At 55.7% G+C, this 15,798-nt stretch carries 14 protein-coding genes and 5 pseudogenes; 15 read left to right on the top strand and 4 right to left on the bottom strand.

Annotation, left to right across the window (positions count from 1 at the left end; translation table 11 throughout):
• Positions 1-271 (bottom strand): thiamine pyrophosphate-binding protein (locus ABID16_RS23430; protein ID WP_354558796.1); only part of this gene is annotated, 271 nt, incomplete at its 3' end.
• A gap of 166 nt (positions 272-437) precedes the next feature.
• On the opposite strand from ABID16_RS23430, the gene ABID16_RS23425 reads away from it, so the two are divergent.
• Complete coding sequence (locus tag ABID16_RS23425) at positions 438-923, top strand: Lrp/AsnC family transcriptional regulator (protein ID WP_354558795.1); 486 nt, start codon at positions 438-440, stop codon at positions 921-923.
• Positions 924-1,007: 84 nt separating this feature from the next.
• Here the strand turns inward: ABID16_RS23425 and ABID16_RS23420 are convergent, their stop codons facing one another.
• The gene (locus ABID16_RS23420) at positions 1,008-1,463 is read right to left on the bottom strand and encodes an Lrp/AsnC family transcriptional regulator (protein WP_354558793.1); all 456 of its coding nucleotides are present in this window, start codon (positions 1,461-1,463) and stop codon (positions 1,008-1,010) included.
• A 109-nt stretch (positions 1,464-1,572) separates the two neighbouring features.
• Here ABID16_RS23420 and ABID16_RS23415 point away from each other — a divergent pair, with 109 nt between their 5' ends.
• The 3 genes from ABID16_RS23415 to ABID16_RS23405 all read left to right on the top strand — a co-directional run bounded on the left by ABID16_RS23415 (position 1,573) and on the right by ABID16_RS23405 (position 4,978).
• The gene (locus tag ABID16_RS23415) at positions 1,573-2,505 is read left to right on the top strand and encodes a DMT family transporter (protein WP_354558798.1); all 933 of its coding nucleotides are present in this window, start codon (positions 1,573-1,575) and stop codon (positions 2,503-2,505) included.
• 342 nt (positions 2,506-2,847) lie between these two features.
• The gene (gene ggt, locus ABID16_RS23410; RefSeq protein ID WP_354558792.1) at positions 2,848-4,452 is read left to right on the top strand and encodes a gamma-glutamyltransferase; all 1,605 of its coding nucleotides are present in this window, start codon (positions 2,848-2,850) and stop codon (positions 4,450-4,452) included.
• A gap of 61 nt (positions 4,453-4,513) precedes the next feature.
• Positions 4,514-4,978 carry a RidA family protein gene (locus tag ABID16_RS23405; protein WP_354558791.1) on the top strand — a complete coding sequence of 155 codons (465 nt, stop codon included), beginning with the start codon at positions 4,514-4,516 and terminating at the stop codon, positions 4,976-4,978.
• Between the two features lie 71 nt (positions 4,979-5,049).
• Here the strand turns inward: ABID16_RS23405 and ABID16_RS23400 are convergent, their stop codons facing one another.
• The gene (locus ABID16_RS23400; RefSeq protein ID WP_354558790.1) at positions 5,050-6,381 is read right to left on the bottom strand and encodes an aminotransferase-like domain-containing protein; all 1,332 of its coding nucleotides are present in this window, start codon (positions 6,379-6,381) and stop codon (positions 5,050-5,052) included.
• A 105-nt stretch (positions 6,382-6,486) separates the two neighbouring features.
• On the opposite strand from ABID16_RS23400, the gene ABID16_RS23395 reads away from it, so the two are divergent.
• The 10 genes and pseudogenes from ABID16_RS23395 to ABID16_RS23350 form a co-directional block, all read left to right on the top strand.
• Positions 6,487-7,371, top strand: coding sequence for an ABC transporter substrate-binding protein (locus ABID16_RS23395; RefSeq protein WP_354558789.1), 885 nt, complete (start codon positions 6,487-6,489; stop codon positions 7,369-7,371).
• Positions 7,372-7,604: 233 nt separating this feature from the next.
• Entirely contained in the window at positions 7,605-8,546 is a 942-nt protein-coding gene (locus ABID16_RS23390; protein ID WP_354558788.1) for a substrate-binding domain-containing protein, read from the top strand.
• Positions 8,547-8,615: 69 nt separating this feature from the next.
• On the top strand, positions 8,616-9,506 hold the full coding sequence (locus tag ABID16_RS23385) for an ABC transporter substrate-binding protein (RefSeq protein ID WP_354558787.1): 891 nt from the start codon (positions 8,616-8,618) through the stop codon (positions 9,504-9,506).
• Positions 9,503-10,447: an amino acid ABC transporter permease gene (locus tag ABID16_RS23380; protein WP_354558786.1), complete on the top strand. Its 945-nt coding sequence runs from the start codon at positions 9,503-9,505 to the stop codon at positions 10,445-10,447. Before ABID16_RS23385 ends, ABID16_RS23380 begins: the two co-directional genes overlap by 4 nt.
• Positions 10,444-11,226, top strand: a complete 783-nt coding sequence (locus ABID16_RS23375; protein ID WP_354558785.1) for an amino acid ABC transporter ATP-binding protein — start codon at positions 10,444-10,446, stop codon at positions 11,224-11,226. Before ABID16_RS23380 ends, ABID16_RS23375 begins: the two co-directional genes overlap by 4 nt.
• Before the next feature lie 110 nt (positions 11,227-11,336).
• Positions 11,337-12,521 carry a M20 aminoacylase family protein gene (locus ABID16_RS23370; RefSeq protein ID WP_354558784.1) on the top strand — a complete coding sequence of 395 codons (1,185 nt, stop codon included), beginning with the start codon at positions 11,337-11,339 and terminating at the stop codon, positions 12,519-12,521.
• A gap of 62 nt (positions 12,522-12,583) precedes the next feature.
• Positions 12,584-13,453, top strand: a complete 870-nt coding sequence (locus ABID16_RS23365; protein WP_354558783.1) for a PhzF family phenazine biosynthesis protein — start codon at positions 12,584-12,586, stop codon at positions 13,451-13,453.
• A gap of 280 nt (positions 13,454-13,733) precedes the next feature.
• Positions 13,734-14,522: pseudogene (locus ABID16_RS23360) on the top strand (IS6 family transposase).
• Positions 14,495-14,625, top strand: a pseudogene (locus ABID16_RS23355) (P-type conjugative transfer protein TrbG); the annotation flags it as partial. The pseudogenes ABID16_RS23360 and ABID16_RS23355, both read left to right, overlap by 28 nt.
• Positions 14,625-14,825 (top strand): annotated as a pseudogene (locus ABID16_RS23350) (conjugal transfer protein TrbH); the annotation flags it as partial. The pseudogenes ABID16_RS23355 and ABID16_RS23350, both read left to right, overlap by 1 nt.
• Here ABID16_RS23350 and ABID16_RS23345 read toward each other — a convergent pair.
• Positions 14,795-14,947 (bottom strand): annotated as a pseudogene (locus ABID16_RS23345) (IS630 family transposase); the annotation flags it as partial. The pseudogenes ABID16_RS23350 and ABID16_RS23345 overlap by 31 nt on opposite strands.
• Before the next feature lie 168 nt (positions 14,948-15,115).
• Here ABID16_RS23345 and ABID16_RS23340 point away from each other — a divergent pair.
• Positions 15,116-15,673, top strand: a pseudogene (locus ABID16_RS23340) (IS630 family transposase); the annotation flags it as partial.
• Between the last annotated feature and the right edge of the window lie 125 nt (positions 15,674-15,798).

Raw genomic sequence — 15,798 nt, 5'->3', positions numbered from 1 at the left:
CGTGTCCCAGTCCACCGGCCGTGTGAAGGTTAAGGAATGCGGGCCGCCGGGCCGCCTGGGCATACCCATCCGCCATCGCAACTGCGGAGGCTTCCTGCAACGCCAGAATATATTTGATGTCAGGCGTATCCAGCAGTGCATCCATCAGAGGCAGCTCTGTGGTACCGGGATTGCCGAATATGTACTCGACCCCCTCGCTCGACAGGATTTCCAGCAGCACGTCGGCCCCTCTTCTGGCGTTCAACCCGTCAATGGCTGAGAACGATGGCATGATGGCTCCTTGTCGGCCTGCAAGATCTGCATTCTACCGGGACATTCTATCTTCCATCGCGCCGAATATTTCCCGTCATTTTCGGCATTTTGCGAATAATTCAGCATAGATTGCACTGTTTCTATAAATATGCAGAATACACGTACTGTCGGCAGGAGAGCTTCTAATGCGACCATTGGATTCCATGGATCGAAAGATCCTGTCAGCCTTGCGCGTCGACGGGCGGCTTACGATTGCTGAACTTGCAGCGAAAGTCGGCCTCTCGTCCTCACCCTGCTGGACGCGGGTAAAGCGACTTGAAACAAGCGGGGTGATTGCGGGATATGTTGCCCTCCTCGATCACCGAGCCATGGGTCTGCCGAACACGGTGTTCGTCGAAGTCACGCTCAATCAGCACGACGACAAGGTCCTTGAAGCGTTCGGAGAAGCGCTGTTGCGCATTCCTGAAGTGGTTGAGGCGCATCTGGTGACCGGCGACTATGACTACCTGATAAAGCTCGCAGTCTCGGGAACCGAGCACTATGAACGTTTCTTGCGCGAGAAACTGTACAAGATACCTGGTATTCAGCACTCTCGGACAACCTTCGGCCTGCGAGCCCTCAAGCAATCGTCATCCGTCGATCCGCTCCTCTTAGGGCCGGACCTGCCCTGAGCGTCAGAGCAGTCGGGGTGGCCTACCCAGCGAAGCAGTGATCACTGGTGTGGCATCCTTTCTTCAGGCAGGCTATTCAACATATCAAATGCGCGGAAATACCGTGGATCTCTTCACAGTACTATAAGCGAAGCTTGTATCGATCGCAGCGATACCGTCGATATTGTGGAGTTGCTGGCGAACAAACTGCTCATAGTCCTTCAGGCTTTGAACAAGAACTCTCAGGAGATAATCAACCTCACCCGTCATGACGTAGCAGTCCTGAATATGGTCAATCGCTCTGACCCGCTTTTCAAAGGCGGCCACTGATCCCGCCGAATGGCGCTCGAGTTTGATCCTTACAAATGCTGTGATCGGTAGGCCGTAAGCCTCTTCGTCGACGATGGCCGTATAGCCGAGGATCACTTTGTCGTCTTCCAACTGCCTTAGTCTGCGAAGGCAGGGCGAGGGGGAAAGGGACACTTTCTCCGACAGATCCTGGTTGGTAAGGCGACCGTCCTTCTGCAACGCCCAAATAATCTGGCGATCCTTGTCGTCCACACAAATCCCTTTCATGGCAGAATCTGCCAAAAAACTCACTATGTGACGCGATCTTAGCAAGAATCCACATGACAGAGAAGCATATGTTGACTGCGAAACGAATTTGGCGGTGAACATTATGGCGGATTCCGCGGCGAATCTCAGACAGTCGGCGACCCCATGGCATCAATCTACCGCTATTGGCTATGTCGTGCTGGCAATGGTTGTCATGGTATGGGCAGGCTTCGCCCTCACGATGCGCGCAATTGGAGCGTCTCCACTTGCCCCGGCGGATGTTGCAATGATCAGGTTCGCCGTACCTTTGATATTGTTGTTACCTTTTACGTTTCGACGCCTAAATCAACTAAGGAAGGTGGTTCCGAAGGACGCACTATTGGTACTTCTCGGCGGCGTACCTTTTTTCTTCATCGCCAGCGAAGGAGCTAGAACGACGTCTGCGGCGTATGTGGGCGCGCTTATTGCAGGAACAACGCCGGTTGCTGTCGCAATCCTCCTCTGGTGTTTTGAACGCTGGAGTACCCCACGTCGCCAATGGCTGCCACTTGGGCTTATTATTCTTGGTGCCGGCGGCATGGTCGTCGGGCAGCCGCAACCAGTCACCAGCGAAACGATGCACGGTGTAGCGTTCCTTTTGGTGGCCAGTCTGGTATGGGGCGCCTATACAATCGGTCTGAAACGGACTGGAGTTGACGCCATTGCCAACGGCCTGCTGATCTCTACCGGATCCTTGATCGTGTTAGTCGTGATGATCGCTTTCGGCTTGGTGAAGAGCAATTTTGGTCACTTCACGTTTGCCGACACCCTCCCGTTTCTTCTTGTCCAGGGGGTTGGGGTCGGCTTGTTATCAACGGTCGGGTATGCCTTTGCTATCTCCCGCCTCGGCGCCGCAAAAAGCTCTACCATTGGTTCGCTGGCACCGGCCGTGGCTACCTTGCTGGCGATCCCGCTTCTGGGAGAAACGCAGTCCCTCGCCACCTTCTTCTCCATTGCGATCATTACAGCAGGCGTCGTCCTGTCCAGCCGCCGTTCGCAAAAAGGGTAGCGTCGTCGATATGCGTTGGACTGCTCCTCTTGGGGGAGTTCGAGGAGTCGTTCGCTGTGATCAGACCGATCGTTTTAATCCGGGACCTACTCCGGAGGGCGGCTTTGACGCGGCGGCCGGTGGATGGCGCCCTCGAACGGTAGTGTGCCCGACACCTCGAACATTCAGCTCAGGCTGTCATCAGAATAAATGTTCAGTAACGCAATAACATTTGTGCGAAGAGATAAACACAAATAGCCTGCGTGTCGGCGGATGCAATGACATGTTCAAATATCCGGCTGGAATAGGAAACGTCGATGGGGGCTCCGCAGAGGCTGAGCGACAAACTGACCGGAGAAAGTTGTGAACGGGATTATCGTAGCGCCACAACGCGAGGCCGCAGAAGCCGGCGCGAAGGTCTTGATGGCTGGTGGCAATGCTGTGGATGCAGCGATCGCATGCGCGCTCGTGCAAGGTGTTGTCGATCCCCAGATGGCGGGTATCGCTGGCTTTGGGACCATGCAGGTTTATTTGCCTGAGAGGGACGTGCATACCTGCCTGGACTTTCACGCGACGTGTCCCGCGAAAGCGACGGCGGACATGTGGGCAAATATCGTAACCGGTGAAACGCGAGATGGATTTGGCTTTCTGGTCGAGGGCAAAATCAACGATCTGGGATATGGCGCAATCGCCGTCCCGACCAGTTTGCGTGCCTACGAGGATGCGGCTTCCTCATTCGGGACGTGGGATTGGAAAGATCTGGTTCGCCCTGCGGTGGAACAAGCCAGAAAAGGCGTTCGCGTTCGCCCTCAGATGCATGCGATGTGGCTTCAGCCTGAGAGTAAATTCGGCCGCATCGACTTAGTCGATAAGCTTAGATGGTCCCGCACCGGCCGTGAAATCTATTTCCACGCCGACGGTGCATTGAAAACTCCTGGCGAAGCGATCGTCAACGAAGATCTCGCCAACACGTTGGAGCTGATCGGCAGCAAGGGTGCCAACGTGTTCTACAAAGGCGAAATCGCCGAGCGGATTGTTGCCGACATGGCAGCCAATGGCGGGCTTATTACATTCGAGGACCTTGCGAATGTCCGCACGAAACATTTGCCGCCGCTGATAGGCGACTATCGGGGTCACAAGATTGCGACGAGCAATCCTCCCGCTGCGGGTGTAGTGTTGATTCAGATGCTCAATTTTCTGGAAAAGTTCGACCTCCGCGAAATGGAACACAACTCCGCAGAATTTCTAAAATACCTTGCCGAGGCTATGAAGTTCGCAACAAGAGACAAAGAAGCGTTCGTCGGAGACCCTGCGTTTATTGACGTACCGATCGGAAAACTCACCTCGAAAGCTTACGCGCTTGAGCAAGTGGAGCGCGCCCGACGCGGAGACAAGGTCTCGGTCACACGGCTTCAGCATATGGAATCAAAGGATACCACACAGGTATGCGTCTCCGACAAACGTGGCAATATCGTCACGATGACGCACTCCTTGGGAACCGCCTCCGGCGTCATCACCGACGGTCTCGGGTTCATGTATAATGGTTGCATGAACGTCTTCGACCCTCGTCCTGGCCGACCTGGATCCATCGCTCCTGGTAAAAGTCGATACAGTTCAATGACCCCGTCCATCGTCTTTAAAGGCGACAAACCTCGAATGGTCGTCGGGGCTCCTGGCGGTGCCCACATCACGGGCGCGGTCCTCCAGTCCATTCTCAATGTTGTTGATTTTGGAATGTCGGCCGTGGAAGCCGTTGCGGCTCCGCGGATTTCAGCAACCAGCGATATCATCGACGTGTCAAACCGCCTTCCCGAATATGTAACTGACCAATTGGAACAGTGGGGTTATCCCATTGTGCGGTCTATCCAGAGCTTTGCATTCGGCGCGCCGCACGCATTGGTTTTCGACGGCAAAGATTGGTCAGGGGGCGCAGATCCCCAGCGTGACGGCGTAGCGCTTCAGGTCTGACGCCGAGGGGCCAAGCCACACGGCCGCAGCCGCAATCCCACTAAATTGAATGGAAAAACCGATGTCCTCAATAGATCGCCGTATCCGTGAACTCGGGCTTTCACTGCCGACGCCCGCTAGCCCGGTCGCAAACTACTTATCAGCCATGCGTACCGGCAATCTCCTCTACATTTCGGGGCAGGGCCCGATCATAGATGGCCGCGTGATCTTCAAAGGTAGGATAGGGGACGAACTCACTGAGCAGGAAGGATATGAAGCAGCGAGACTGACAGCGATGAACCTTCTTGCTGTGGCCCGTTCGGACCTCGGCTCTTTGGATCGGATAGCGAAAATCGTAAAGCTGAACGGATGGGTCAGAAGCGCACCCGGCTACGACCGGCAACCCAGCGTGATAAACGGCGCTTCCGACCTTTTTGTCGAAGTTTTCGGTGAAAAGGGCCGACATGCGCGGACATCTGTATCCGCACATGAACTGCCAATGGGAATTGCGGTAGAGATCGAAATGATCGCCGAGATTGAGAGTTGACCAGGCTCCGAGCGGTTGCACGTTTCAATTCGAATATCCGCCGAGACCCGACCGCCCGCTGCCAGGATCGTTCAAGGAACACGAGCGAGTGCGATTGCGTCGGCGACCTCATCAAATCGGTCGGACAGTATGCTGGTCGCGACCCTGATATGGTTATTCGGCGACAGTGAAAACCGTCCACCAGGGGCAACCGCGATATTGCGGGCTGCAAGAGTAACCATCGCAAATTGTTCGGATATTACCGGCAACCACAGGCACAGGCCTCCGCTCGGCGTTATCGGTACTCCACGTTCGGCCAAGGCGTTCGCAAGGCTATTGCGCCGCAGTTGGTAGACCTGCCGGGCCTTTGCCAGCGCCTCCCAGGTTTCAGGCATTTTCAATAGCCAGGCGGTTGCGCCTTGCAGGAGACGGCTTGTCCATCCAGCGCTGAAAGCGCGATAGGATTGAAGCTGTTCTATAATCAGTTCAGAACTCGATAGCACGGCCAGTCGTAGGTCGGGACCGAGAGCCTTAGAATAAGAGATTACATGAATCGTCCGATCTGGAAACCGACCGCCAAGAGAAACCGGGTCAGCGTCCGAAATATCGCCTAGGCCATCGTCTTCAATGATAAGCGCTTCGGACGATGCCAGTACGTCACCCAGTTCCACCAGCCTTGAGGGACTTACCGTTGCGCCGGTGACGGCATGCAAGCGCGGCTGGAAGACGAAGGCAGAGGGACGTAATTTCAGGGCATCTGCCAATGAGGAGGGTGTCGGACCATCGTCGTCGCAGGCGACGGAAACAATCTTGACCCCTAGATCTTCGAGAATGTCGAGGAGCCTCACTGCAGTGGGGTTCTCGATCGCAACAGTTGATCCTGGCGACAGCAATGCGTGCATCGCAATGTATATTCCGTTATAACCCCCATTTACCGTGAGAAACGCCTCCGGCTTATAGGGCCACCGCCCCGCTACGGCGTCACGGAGTTCAGGGATGATCCTGCTACGCTCGTAGCTGTTCACCTTATCTAGAGATGCCGCATAAGCCATTGCTTCAGACAGGGGTGGGAGAAGCGCCACATCCGGAACGCAAAAAGTAAGATCCAGCACCGTGGTGCCGTAGTCACCCGGTGTCGACAAACGTTCTGGCTTCGCGACAAAGCGATTACCACTAACCCAGGTGCCGTTACGCCCTCGTCCAGTGATCACTTTGAGCCGTCGCAACTCACTCCAAGCTTCGGAAATTGTTGCGGGACTGACATGCAGTTCGAATGCAATGTCTCTTATCGGCGGCAGACGGGTGCCAACAGGGAGTACTCCTGCACGTATAAGAGCACTCGTTTCAAGTGCGATTCCACGGGTGGACCTATCTCCGATTTTTGTCGCTAACCACTTCGCGCTGACGATCTCGACCTCGAGCAAAATCCGAACTCCTTTGAATGTTCAATAACGTAATATCATTTGTTTGATACCAAGGAAACAAATAGCCTCTTTGCGTCAGGCATTCTACAAATAAGGGGAACTAACATGCGGAAATATGCACTTTCGGCTTTGGTGTTCGCTGTGGCAATGGCCGCAGGACATGCGGGCGCAGAAGAGGCGGCGACATTGACGATCAACAAAGATCTTCATGCTCGTTTGCCAAAAGAAATCCGTGATTCCGGCGAGTTGCTATCGGTCAACAATGGATCGATCCCTCCATGGGACATCGTGTCAGGCGACAGCGTGACCGGAGCAAGCGCTGAACTGCTTGAAGCGCTCGGCAAAGTCCTCGGAGTGAGGATAAAGCATCAGACCGTGGGCGGTCAGCCTGCGATCATGGTTGGATTGAACTCCGGTCGTTATCAGCTAGCTTTCGGTCCGATTGGTGATTTTAAAAGCCGCCAAGGTGCCAACGATTTCGTTGATTGGGTTCGTGAATATGTCGTGTTTGCTGTTCAGAAGGGCAATCCGAAAGGCATTGTCTCGCTGGAAAGTTCCTGCGGCCACCGCATTTCGGTCATGGCTGGTGGTTCAGCGGAAAAGGTCATCAATCAGCAGGCGGAAAAATGTACAGCCGCAGGCAAGCCCCCAATCCAAGTGCAATCCTTCAACGACCAACCAAGCTCGATTCTTGCTGTTCGATCTAATCGCTCTGACGCGTTCTTCGCATCACAGGGGCCGATTACCTATTTTGTCGAGCAGGCAGGAGGCCAACTGGAGCTCTCTGGCGTAGGAAAAAGCAACGGGTTTGAAGACCTCTACCAGGGTTCGGTGCTGCCGAAAGGATCGCCGCTCACAAGTATCGTAAAAGACGGCCTGCAGATCCTTCACGACAACGGTACCTACGGCGCGATCATGAAGAAGTGGAAGGTGGACGGAAACATGATCGAGAAAGTTGGTATCAACTTGGGCGGCGAGGTCCAGAAGTAAGTTGCGCATTTCTTACTGTGGGGCGACTTGCGCGAGTGTGTGCATCGATCGCCCCACAGGGCAAGGTAGCCGTTTGAACGCGTATGGGTCGCAAGCAGGTGAGAGTTACCGTGCGCCGCGCGCCAACTTCTATCGATAGAAAACTGCTTTAAATGTTCAATAACGTAATAATATTTGTTAGCATGACTCTAAACAATTAAGGTGAGCCATCGAAGTCTTTGCGAGTTCACCGAATGACACTCAATATCCGCCTTTCCCTGCGCGACTGGGACTACATCACGCCGATTGTCGTGGGGGACGTCACTTCGCCCCGCCTTACACTCGACATCGAGCGGGTTGGGACATTGACGATGCAGGTCGCCTTTGACGGTGCCGAAATCTCCTTTAGTCGCTACTGCGAGCAGCGCTTCAATGGGGATGATAGCCTTGTTGGTGTTCCGAACTTTATTATGCGGGGCTTCCGGCATCGATGCATCATCACCGCAAAGAACAGTTCCGTGCGCAGCCTGGCAGATCTCGCCGGCAAAAACATCGGCGTCACTGGCTGGCGCGACTCGGGCACCGTCTGGACAAGAGCCGCTGCTCGCCGCGAGGGCGTCGGGATAGAGGATGCCATGTGGTATGCCGGTCGGCTTACCGAAGCACATCCGGTTACCGATCGTCTTGGCGGTTACGGACGACCGGGGCGCATCGAAGCGGCACCAGGCGAACGTCCGATGGTCGAACTTCTCCAGGCAGGAGAGCTGGATGCCGTCTTCACACCTTTTATGCCCAAGGGGTTCTTCGACAAGGATTCGCTCCTCCGCCCGGTTCTCGATGATTATCGGGCAGCTGAAGTCGCCTACTTCAAAGCCGTTGGCTATGTACCGGGAATGCATCTGATCGGCTTGAAAGCCGAACTGGTCTCCAAGCATCCCTGGATCGTCGACGAAGTCAGCCGGATGCTGGATGAATCGAAGCGTCTCTGGTTGGAAAAGCGCGAGAAATACGCTGACACGACACCCTGGATTATTGATGAACTGCGTCGGTGCTCGGCGGACCTGCTGCCAACCTGGAATGACAGCGGCCTCAGCGCAAACGAAGCGATGATCCGAGATTTCGCAAGCGAACTCTACGAGCAGAAAATTCTGCCTCGTTTGCTTTCACCGACAGAACTCTTCGCCGTTCAGTCTTGAACGTCTCCAACGTCGGGTGAAAGCCACCGCTTAAAACGCCAACCCATCCACAAAAAAAGGGGAACAACGATGTCTATCAAAATAATCCTATCGGCAGCACTCCTCCACACGTTGCTGCTCGGCCCGGTCTTTGCCAATGAGAGCACCGCCGTAAATTTACCCATCAACAGGGAACTTCAGGCGAGACTGCCAAAAAAAATCCTCGATGACGGAAAAATGGTCTCAGTGAACCCTGGTTCATTTCCACCTTATGAGATCGTAACGGGTACTGAACTTACGGGTGCCAGCGCCGACTTAACTGATGCGATCGGCCAGCTCCTCGGCATCAAAATTGAACACGCGACCGTCGGTGGGCTTCCAGCGCTCCTGACGGGCGTCAACTCCGGCCGCTATCAGCTTGGGTTCGGACCCATCGGAGATTTCAAAAGCCGCCAGGAGTCCAACGACTTCATCGATTGGGTTGAGGAATTCGTTGTCTTCGCTGTTCAGAAAGGAAACCCGAAGGGCATCACCACGCTCGATACGGCATGTGGACAAAAAATTGCAGTGATGGCTGGCGGCTCGGCAGAAAAAGTCATTAAGGCGCAAGCGGAAAAATGCCTGGCAGACGGCAAGGCCGCGATTGAAGTTCAATCCTATACGGATCAGCCGAGCTCCATTCTCTCCGTACGGTCCAAGCGCGCCGACGCATTCTTCTCGTCGCAGGCACCGCTGGTCTACTATGTGGCACAGGCCAATGGTCAGCTAGAGCTGGCAGGTGTAGGCCAGAGGAACGGCTTTGAAGCTCTTTACCAGGGTGCCGTCGTTCCAAAAGGATCGGAACTGGGTCCGATCCTGCATGATGCGATCAAGTTGCTGATGGAAAATGGCACCTACGCAGCCATCATGAAGAAGTGGGGGCTTGAAAGCAACATGCTCCAGCAGCCGGGGATCAATCTGGGAGGCCAGGCGTCCAAATGAGCGTGACCTATCAAAATTCGGCGCAGTCCCTGCGCGAGAACGAACTTCGCGATGTCGCGAAGGCGCATCGGCCGTTCCAAACGGGTCGCCTGGCACTCTGGCTGATTGTCATCCTGATTGCCGGCCAGTTCGCCTGGATTGTTGCAAATAACCAGAGTTTCGGTTGGTCCATCGTCGCTCAGTATTTCTTTGATCCGACGGTGATCAGTGGCCTGTATGTCAGTCTCGGTCTGACAGTCATCGCGATGGTCCTGGGGGTGATCCTCGGTCTTTTCCTGGCTGTGGCACGGATGTCGAGCGATAGGCTTGCAAGCCTTTTGGCGAACCTGTTCATTTGGTTCTTCCGCGGCACTCCGCTCCTGGTCCAGCTCATCTTCTGGTACAATCTCTCGACCCTGTTTCCTCAGTTGTCGATCGCCGTCCCCTTCGGTCCGACCCTGGCGAGCTGGGACACAAATTCGGTCATCACACCGATGACGGCGGCAATCGTCGGATTGGCATTGAACGAAGCAGCTTACATGGCCGAGATCATCCGCGGCGGGCTACTCTCGGTCGATCGCGGTCAGACAGAAACAGCGGAAGCCTTCGGCATGACCAAGGTAAGAACGCTATGGCGGGTCGTGATTCCTCAGGCCATGCGCTCCATCGTGCCGCCGACCGGCAACCAGCTCATCAGCATGATCAAGGCGACCTCGCTCGTCAGCGTCATAGCCATGGCCGACCTGCTTTATTCAGTACAGTCGATCTACAACCGCACGTTCGAGATCATCCCGATGCTGATGGTCGCCGTGATCTGGTATCTTTTCATCACGTCACTGTTGAACATCGGTCAAGGCTACATTGAGCGATATTACAACCGCAGCGACCTCAGGAGCGATAATCGGGCGCCGGCGGACACCAAGGTTCTCGCTCCAGCGATTGCTCAGGAGGCAAGCCATTGACGACGAGACAGATCAACCAGCAGACGATTGTGAGATCTCGCAACCTGCACAAATCCTTCGGACCGTTACTGGTACTGGACGGGATCGACCTCGATGTCTACGCCGGTGAGGTGGTCGTGATTCTCGGTCCTTCCGGATCTGGTAAATCGACGTTCCTTCGCTGTATCAACCATCTGGAATCCATCGATAGCGGATTTGTCGAAGTCGATGGAGAGCAGATTGGCTACCGGCTGCGGAGAGAACGGCTTGACAAGCTGTCCAACGCTGCGATCGCCAAACAGCGCCAGAAAATCGGCATGGTTTTCCAGCAGTTCAATCTCTATCCTCATATGACCGCTTTGCAGAACGTCATCGAGGCGCCTGTCGGTGTCCATAAGGAAAGCCGCAGCGCAGCAACTGAAAACGCGATGCGGCTGTTGGATCGCGTCGGGCTTTCTTCCAAAGCGCATAGCTATCCGCGCCAGCTTTCCGGAGGGCAGCAACAACGCGTCGCAATAGCACGCGCGCTTGCGATCAAGCCGAAGCTGATGCTGTTTGATGAACCGACTTCGGCACTCGATCCGGAATTGGTGGGCGAAGTGCTGTCCACCATGCGCGATCTTGCCAAGCAGGGGCTGACCATGATCGTGGTCACCCATGAGATCGGGTTTGCACGGGAGGCTGCCGATCGCGTCGTCTTCATGGACGGTGGCAAGATCGTCGAGATGGGAAAGCCCGAGGACGTGATCGGTAATCCCAGTCATCCCCGGACCCAGTCCTTTCTGTCGCGCTTCATTTAGCTTTCTGTTGAAGAGGCTTTCGCGTGCGCGCCTGCCCCTTCGCTCATCCCCATCATTTTGCAAGCAGCAGCGGCAGATGCCCAGCATCAGGTGCCGAGAACGGATTACTTATGAACACTCAACAAAACCACTTTGCCCAGGTTTCGGATTTTGCTGGGATGGAGCCGGAACTAGTCGCAATGCGCCAGTATCTGCACGCCAACCCGGAACTGTCATTCGATGAAGTCGAGACTGCCCGCTGGGTCGCCGAAAAGCTTGTCGCCTGGGGATATGATGTGGTCCAGAACGTCGGAGGTCACGGTGTGGTGGCGCGGCTGACATCGGGATCGAGCGGTAAAGGCATCGCCATTCGTGCGGATATGGATGCCCTTCCCATTCAGGAAGAAACGGGGCTGCCCCATGCCAGCCGCGTGCCCGGGAAAATGCACGCCTGCGGACACGACGGACACACCGTGATACTTCTTGGCGCTGCTGAATATCTTGCGCGGACCCGGCGCTTCGATGGCACCGTGACTTTGATATTCCAGCCGGCAGAGGAGGCAGGCAAGAATAGCGGGGCTCAAGCCATGATCGCCGACGGTCTCTTCGAACGATTTCCGTTTGACGCCATTTTCGGCTTGCATAATCATCCTGGTGCCCGGAAAGGAGAAATTCTCCTTCGGTCCGGTCCCATGATGGCAGCTGTCGACACGGTTTCGATTACCATTAACGGCAAGGGCGGACACGCGTCACGGCCGCACCTGACGATCGACCCTGTGATCGTTGCCTGCAACATCGGCGTCTCCTTGCAAACTGTCGTATCGCGCAATGTCGATCCAACCGAAACGGCTGTCGTTACCATCGGATCTATTCACGCGGGAAACGCGAGCAACGTCATTCCGGAAACCGCCACGCTCGTCCTCAGCGTCAGATCTTTCAATCCGACCGTTCGAGACGTATTGCAAAAGCGGATCTCGCAACTGGTGTCGTCAACTGCCGAGGCCTACGGGGCGACGACAGAGATTGAATACCAGCGGCTCTATCCAACGGTCGTGAATTCCCAGGCTGAGACCGATTTTGCCCGTCTCGTAGCCGAAGAGCTCATCGGTATCGACAACGTGAAAACCTGCCCGCTGATCCCCGGAAGCGAGGACTTCGCCTATTTCCTTGAAAAGAAACCTGGCAGTTTCCTGCGGCTTGGAAATGGGCGCGACTCTGCGATCCTCCACAGTTCCAAGTATGATTTTGCCGACAAAAGCCTGACCACAGGCGCCGCAATGTGGGCGCGGCTGGTAGAGAGATTTCTGCATGTTTGAAGTCGTTGCGACAGCCATCAGAAAATGGCCCACCGCTGGCCCAACATTGAGAGAAACAAATCATGCGCAAATATAAGATCGTCGATGCGTTCACATCACGACCCCTGCTGGGAAACCCTGTAGCGGTCTTCCTTGATGCCGAACGCTTGGACGACATCCAGATGCAAATGATCGCGAGATGGACGAACCTGTCAGAGACGACATTCGTCCTTCCTCCGAGCACCGAGCAAGCTGACTATCGCCTTCGGATCTTTTCTCCTGGTGGTGAGTTGCCGTTCGCAGGGCATCCGACGCTCGGCAGTGCTCATGCTGTGCTGGAAGCGGGACTGGTCAAGCCAAGGAACGACATTCTGGTACAGGAATGCGGCGTGGGACTGGTCGAGATCAGGACGAGCCAGGACAACGGCTTGAGCCGATTGACGTTCCAGCTACCGGAGGCAACGATGGAGACCCTCCCGACATCCGAACTGGATGAGTTGGAGGGCATTTTAGGCTGTTCGGTTCGACGCGATGCGGCACCGGCGATTGTCAATGTGGGGGCAATTTGGGTTGTTGCACAACTCGAAAGTGCAGAGAAGGTTCTCGCGCTATCTCCAGACTTTACACGATCTGCGACATTCGAGCGGCTTTTTGGTGTGACCGGTATCACCGTATTCGGAAAATATAGTGGCGGTGACAAAGCAATTGAAGTTCGCTCATTTGCGCCGTCTTGCGGCGTCGATGAAGATCCCGTCTGCGGAAGCGGCAATGGAAGCGTCGCGGTTTTTCAAGCCCGCCGTGGACTCTTTGCGGAGGGCAATGTTCAGTACTTAGCTGGGCAGGGGCAACGTGTGGGACGGAACGGCGAGATCAGCGTGGAGGTAACAGCCAACTCAATCTTCAGAATAGGTGGGCAATGCGTAACATGTGCCGACGGAACCCTATATTTTTAGACAGCCTCGATAGCTGCGGGTCAAATCCACCGAAGGCGATCAAGGCGGTGGCATGCCGGATGCCACGCAAACGGCGTTGGTGCGCGGCTCAGCTAATGAGCGGAGCTCATTCTTTGATGGGTCCCCTTATTTGGTTGCTCCCGTCGAGGCTTGGCAATGAAAGGTTTTCGGGCGTCCGCAGGCTGGCATTCGGTTACTACGGATCTTCGCTGATCAAAACCCATTCGCCGGCGTTGTCACGTTGTCTGCGGCTTAACGATTGACGGATAATTGGGCTGCAATGAGCGCGCCGATGATCAGTTACAAGAACCACCGCTATCCACCGCAGATCATCGCCCATGCGGTTTGGCTGCATTTCCGCTTCCCTTTGAGCCTGCGGATGGTCGAGGAGATGTTGTCAGAGCGCGGCATTTTCGTGTCTTATGAAACGATCTGGCGCTGGGGCCGCAAGTTCGGCCAAGCTTATGTAAAGCAGTTGCGCAGAAAGAAGCCCTCGCGAAAGGACATCTGGCATTTGGACGAGGTCGTGATCTCCATAGGCGGACAAAAGCACGGGCTGTGGCGCGCTGTCGATCAGGACGGTTATGTTCTCGACGAGATCGTCCAAACCCGCCGCGATACCAAGGATACCAAGCGATTGCTGATCAGACTGCTGAAAAGGCAGGGCCTCAAGCCGAAAGGCGTCGGCACCGATAAACTGTGATCATATGGCGCGGCAAAGCGGGAAGTCATGCCAAGAGTCGAACACCGGTCGCACAAAGGGCTTAACAATCGGGTGCAGAACTCTCACCTACCACTTCGAAAACGAGAACGAATGATGCAGGGATTTCGATCGACCAGCGGCTTGCAACGCTTCGTCTCAGTCTTTTCGGCCATCCGAAATCATTTCGTCGCACCGTATCAAAAGCGCTCAGCTCTCGCCACCCATATCCACCGGATCTGCGCTATGGCGCAGTGGAAAGCCGCGACCCAACATAGTCTGAGACGATCTCCAGCCCTTCAATCTCGCGTTCCCCAACAACGTGACAACGCCCTAGCGAGCAGAACCGAATCGTCAACTATCGGATGAAGGGCGACTTGATGGTCGTCGACTACCATGTCGATCGCGCCGTGCTCGTGTCGGGGTCGGTTGGAAACAGGAAAAGGTCACCATCAACCGGGGAGGGCGGTAATGAACATCCCTCTCTACCATTCGCGCGCCTTGCAACCCCTCCGCAACTTTGCCGCAGCCTGCGCCCTAGCCGCCCTTCTTTCCGGATGCCCGTCGACCGGCACAGAAGGGCTCGTTTCCAGCACCGCACCGCCGGAAATCTCCGGTCCCGCCGCCAGCGCTATCGCCGGCGATAGCCGTGCCGCATCCGAGCGCGAGCCTGCGTCACAGATCAAGGCGAGCGCCAAAAGGCGACGTGCCTGAGCCGCATGCTTGCTCTGGCGGGCCAGACGCCGAAGACCTTCTGCGTCAAAATCCGCCCGCAATGAAATCGCTGCTGCCATGGGAAACCTCCGGTTTGCACCAGAGATTCTGATTCATCGCATTTTGGGAAGCCCAAGAGTCGAATTCAGCCAGGGGGCGTATAACACGGCTATCTGCATTGCTCTGCTCCTTGTTAAATCCCTTCATGCAGAATGCACAACGCGGGAGGGAGGGGCGAGCCATTCCATAACTTCCCCGCCGCAGTGGCAGAAATCGCCGCCGGTCCCGCCAAGGACAAAGTGATCGAAATCTGGTTTCAGGACGAGGCTCGCATCGGGCAGAAGAACAAGATCGCCCGCCGCTGGGCAAAGCGGGGAACAAGACCGTCCGCGCCAAACGACCAGCGAACCCGATCGGCCTATATCTTCGGTGCCATCTGTCCCAAACAGGGCAAGGCTGCCGCTCTCGTCATGCCGTGGTGCGACACCCATGCCATGAACCAGCACCTGATCGAGATATCCGGCAATGTCGCCGATAACGCACACGCCGTTCTCATCATGGACCAGGCGGGATGGCATATGTCCAACAATCTCGTCGTTCCAGAAAACATCTCCATCCAGTCACTGCCGCCCAAATCGCCCGAGTTGAACCCGGTCGAAAACATCTGGCAGTTCATGCGGGACAACTGGCTCTCCAACCGCGTCTTCAAGTCCTACGAAGATATCGTCGACCACTGCTGCTACGCCTGGAGAACACTGCAAGAGCGGCCATGGAAGATCATGTCAATTGGCCGACGGCAATGGGCAAGTGTCAACGGCGGAGTAAAAACCGGCCAGGCGGCGGCGCAAAAGTCGGCCACCTTGGCGCGCGCATGAGACCCGCGGGAGGGCGTAGCCCGAGCGGGGGTCTGATGCGCGCGCTGCGATTTTTG

The sequence above is a fragment of the Limnomicrobium aquaticum genome (assembly GCF_040545545.1).
In the GTDB taxonomy this organism is placed as follows: domain Bacteria; phylum Pseudomonadota; class Alphaproteobacteria; order Rhizobiales; family Rhizobiaceae; genus Ensifer_A; species Ensifer_A aquaticum.
Note: the sequence above shows the minus strand (reverse complement) of the source record. Positions and strands in the feature narration are given on the sequence as shown.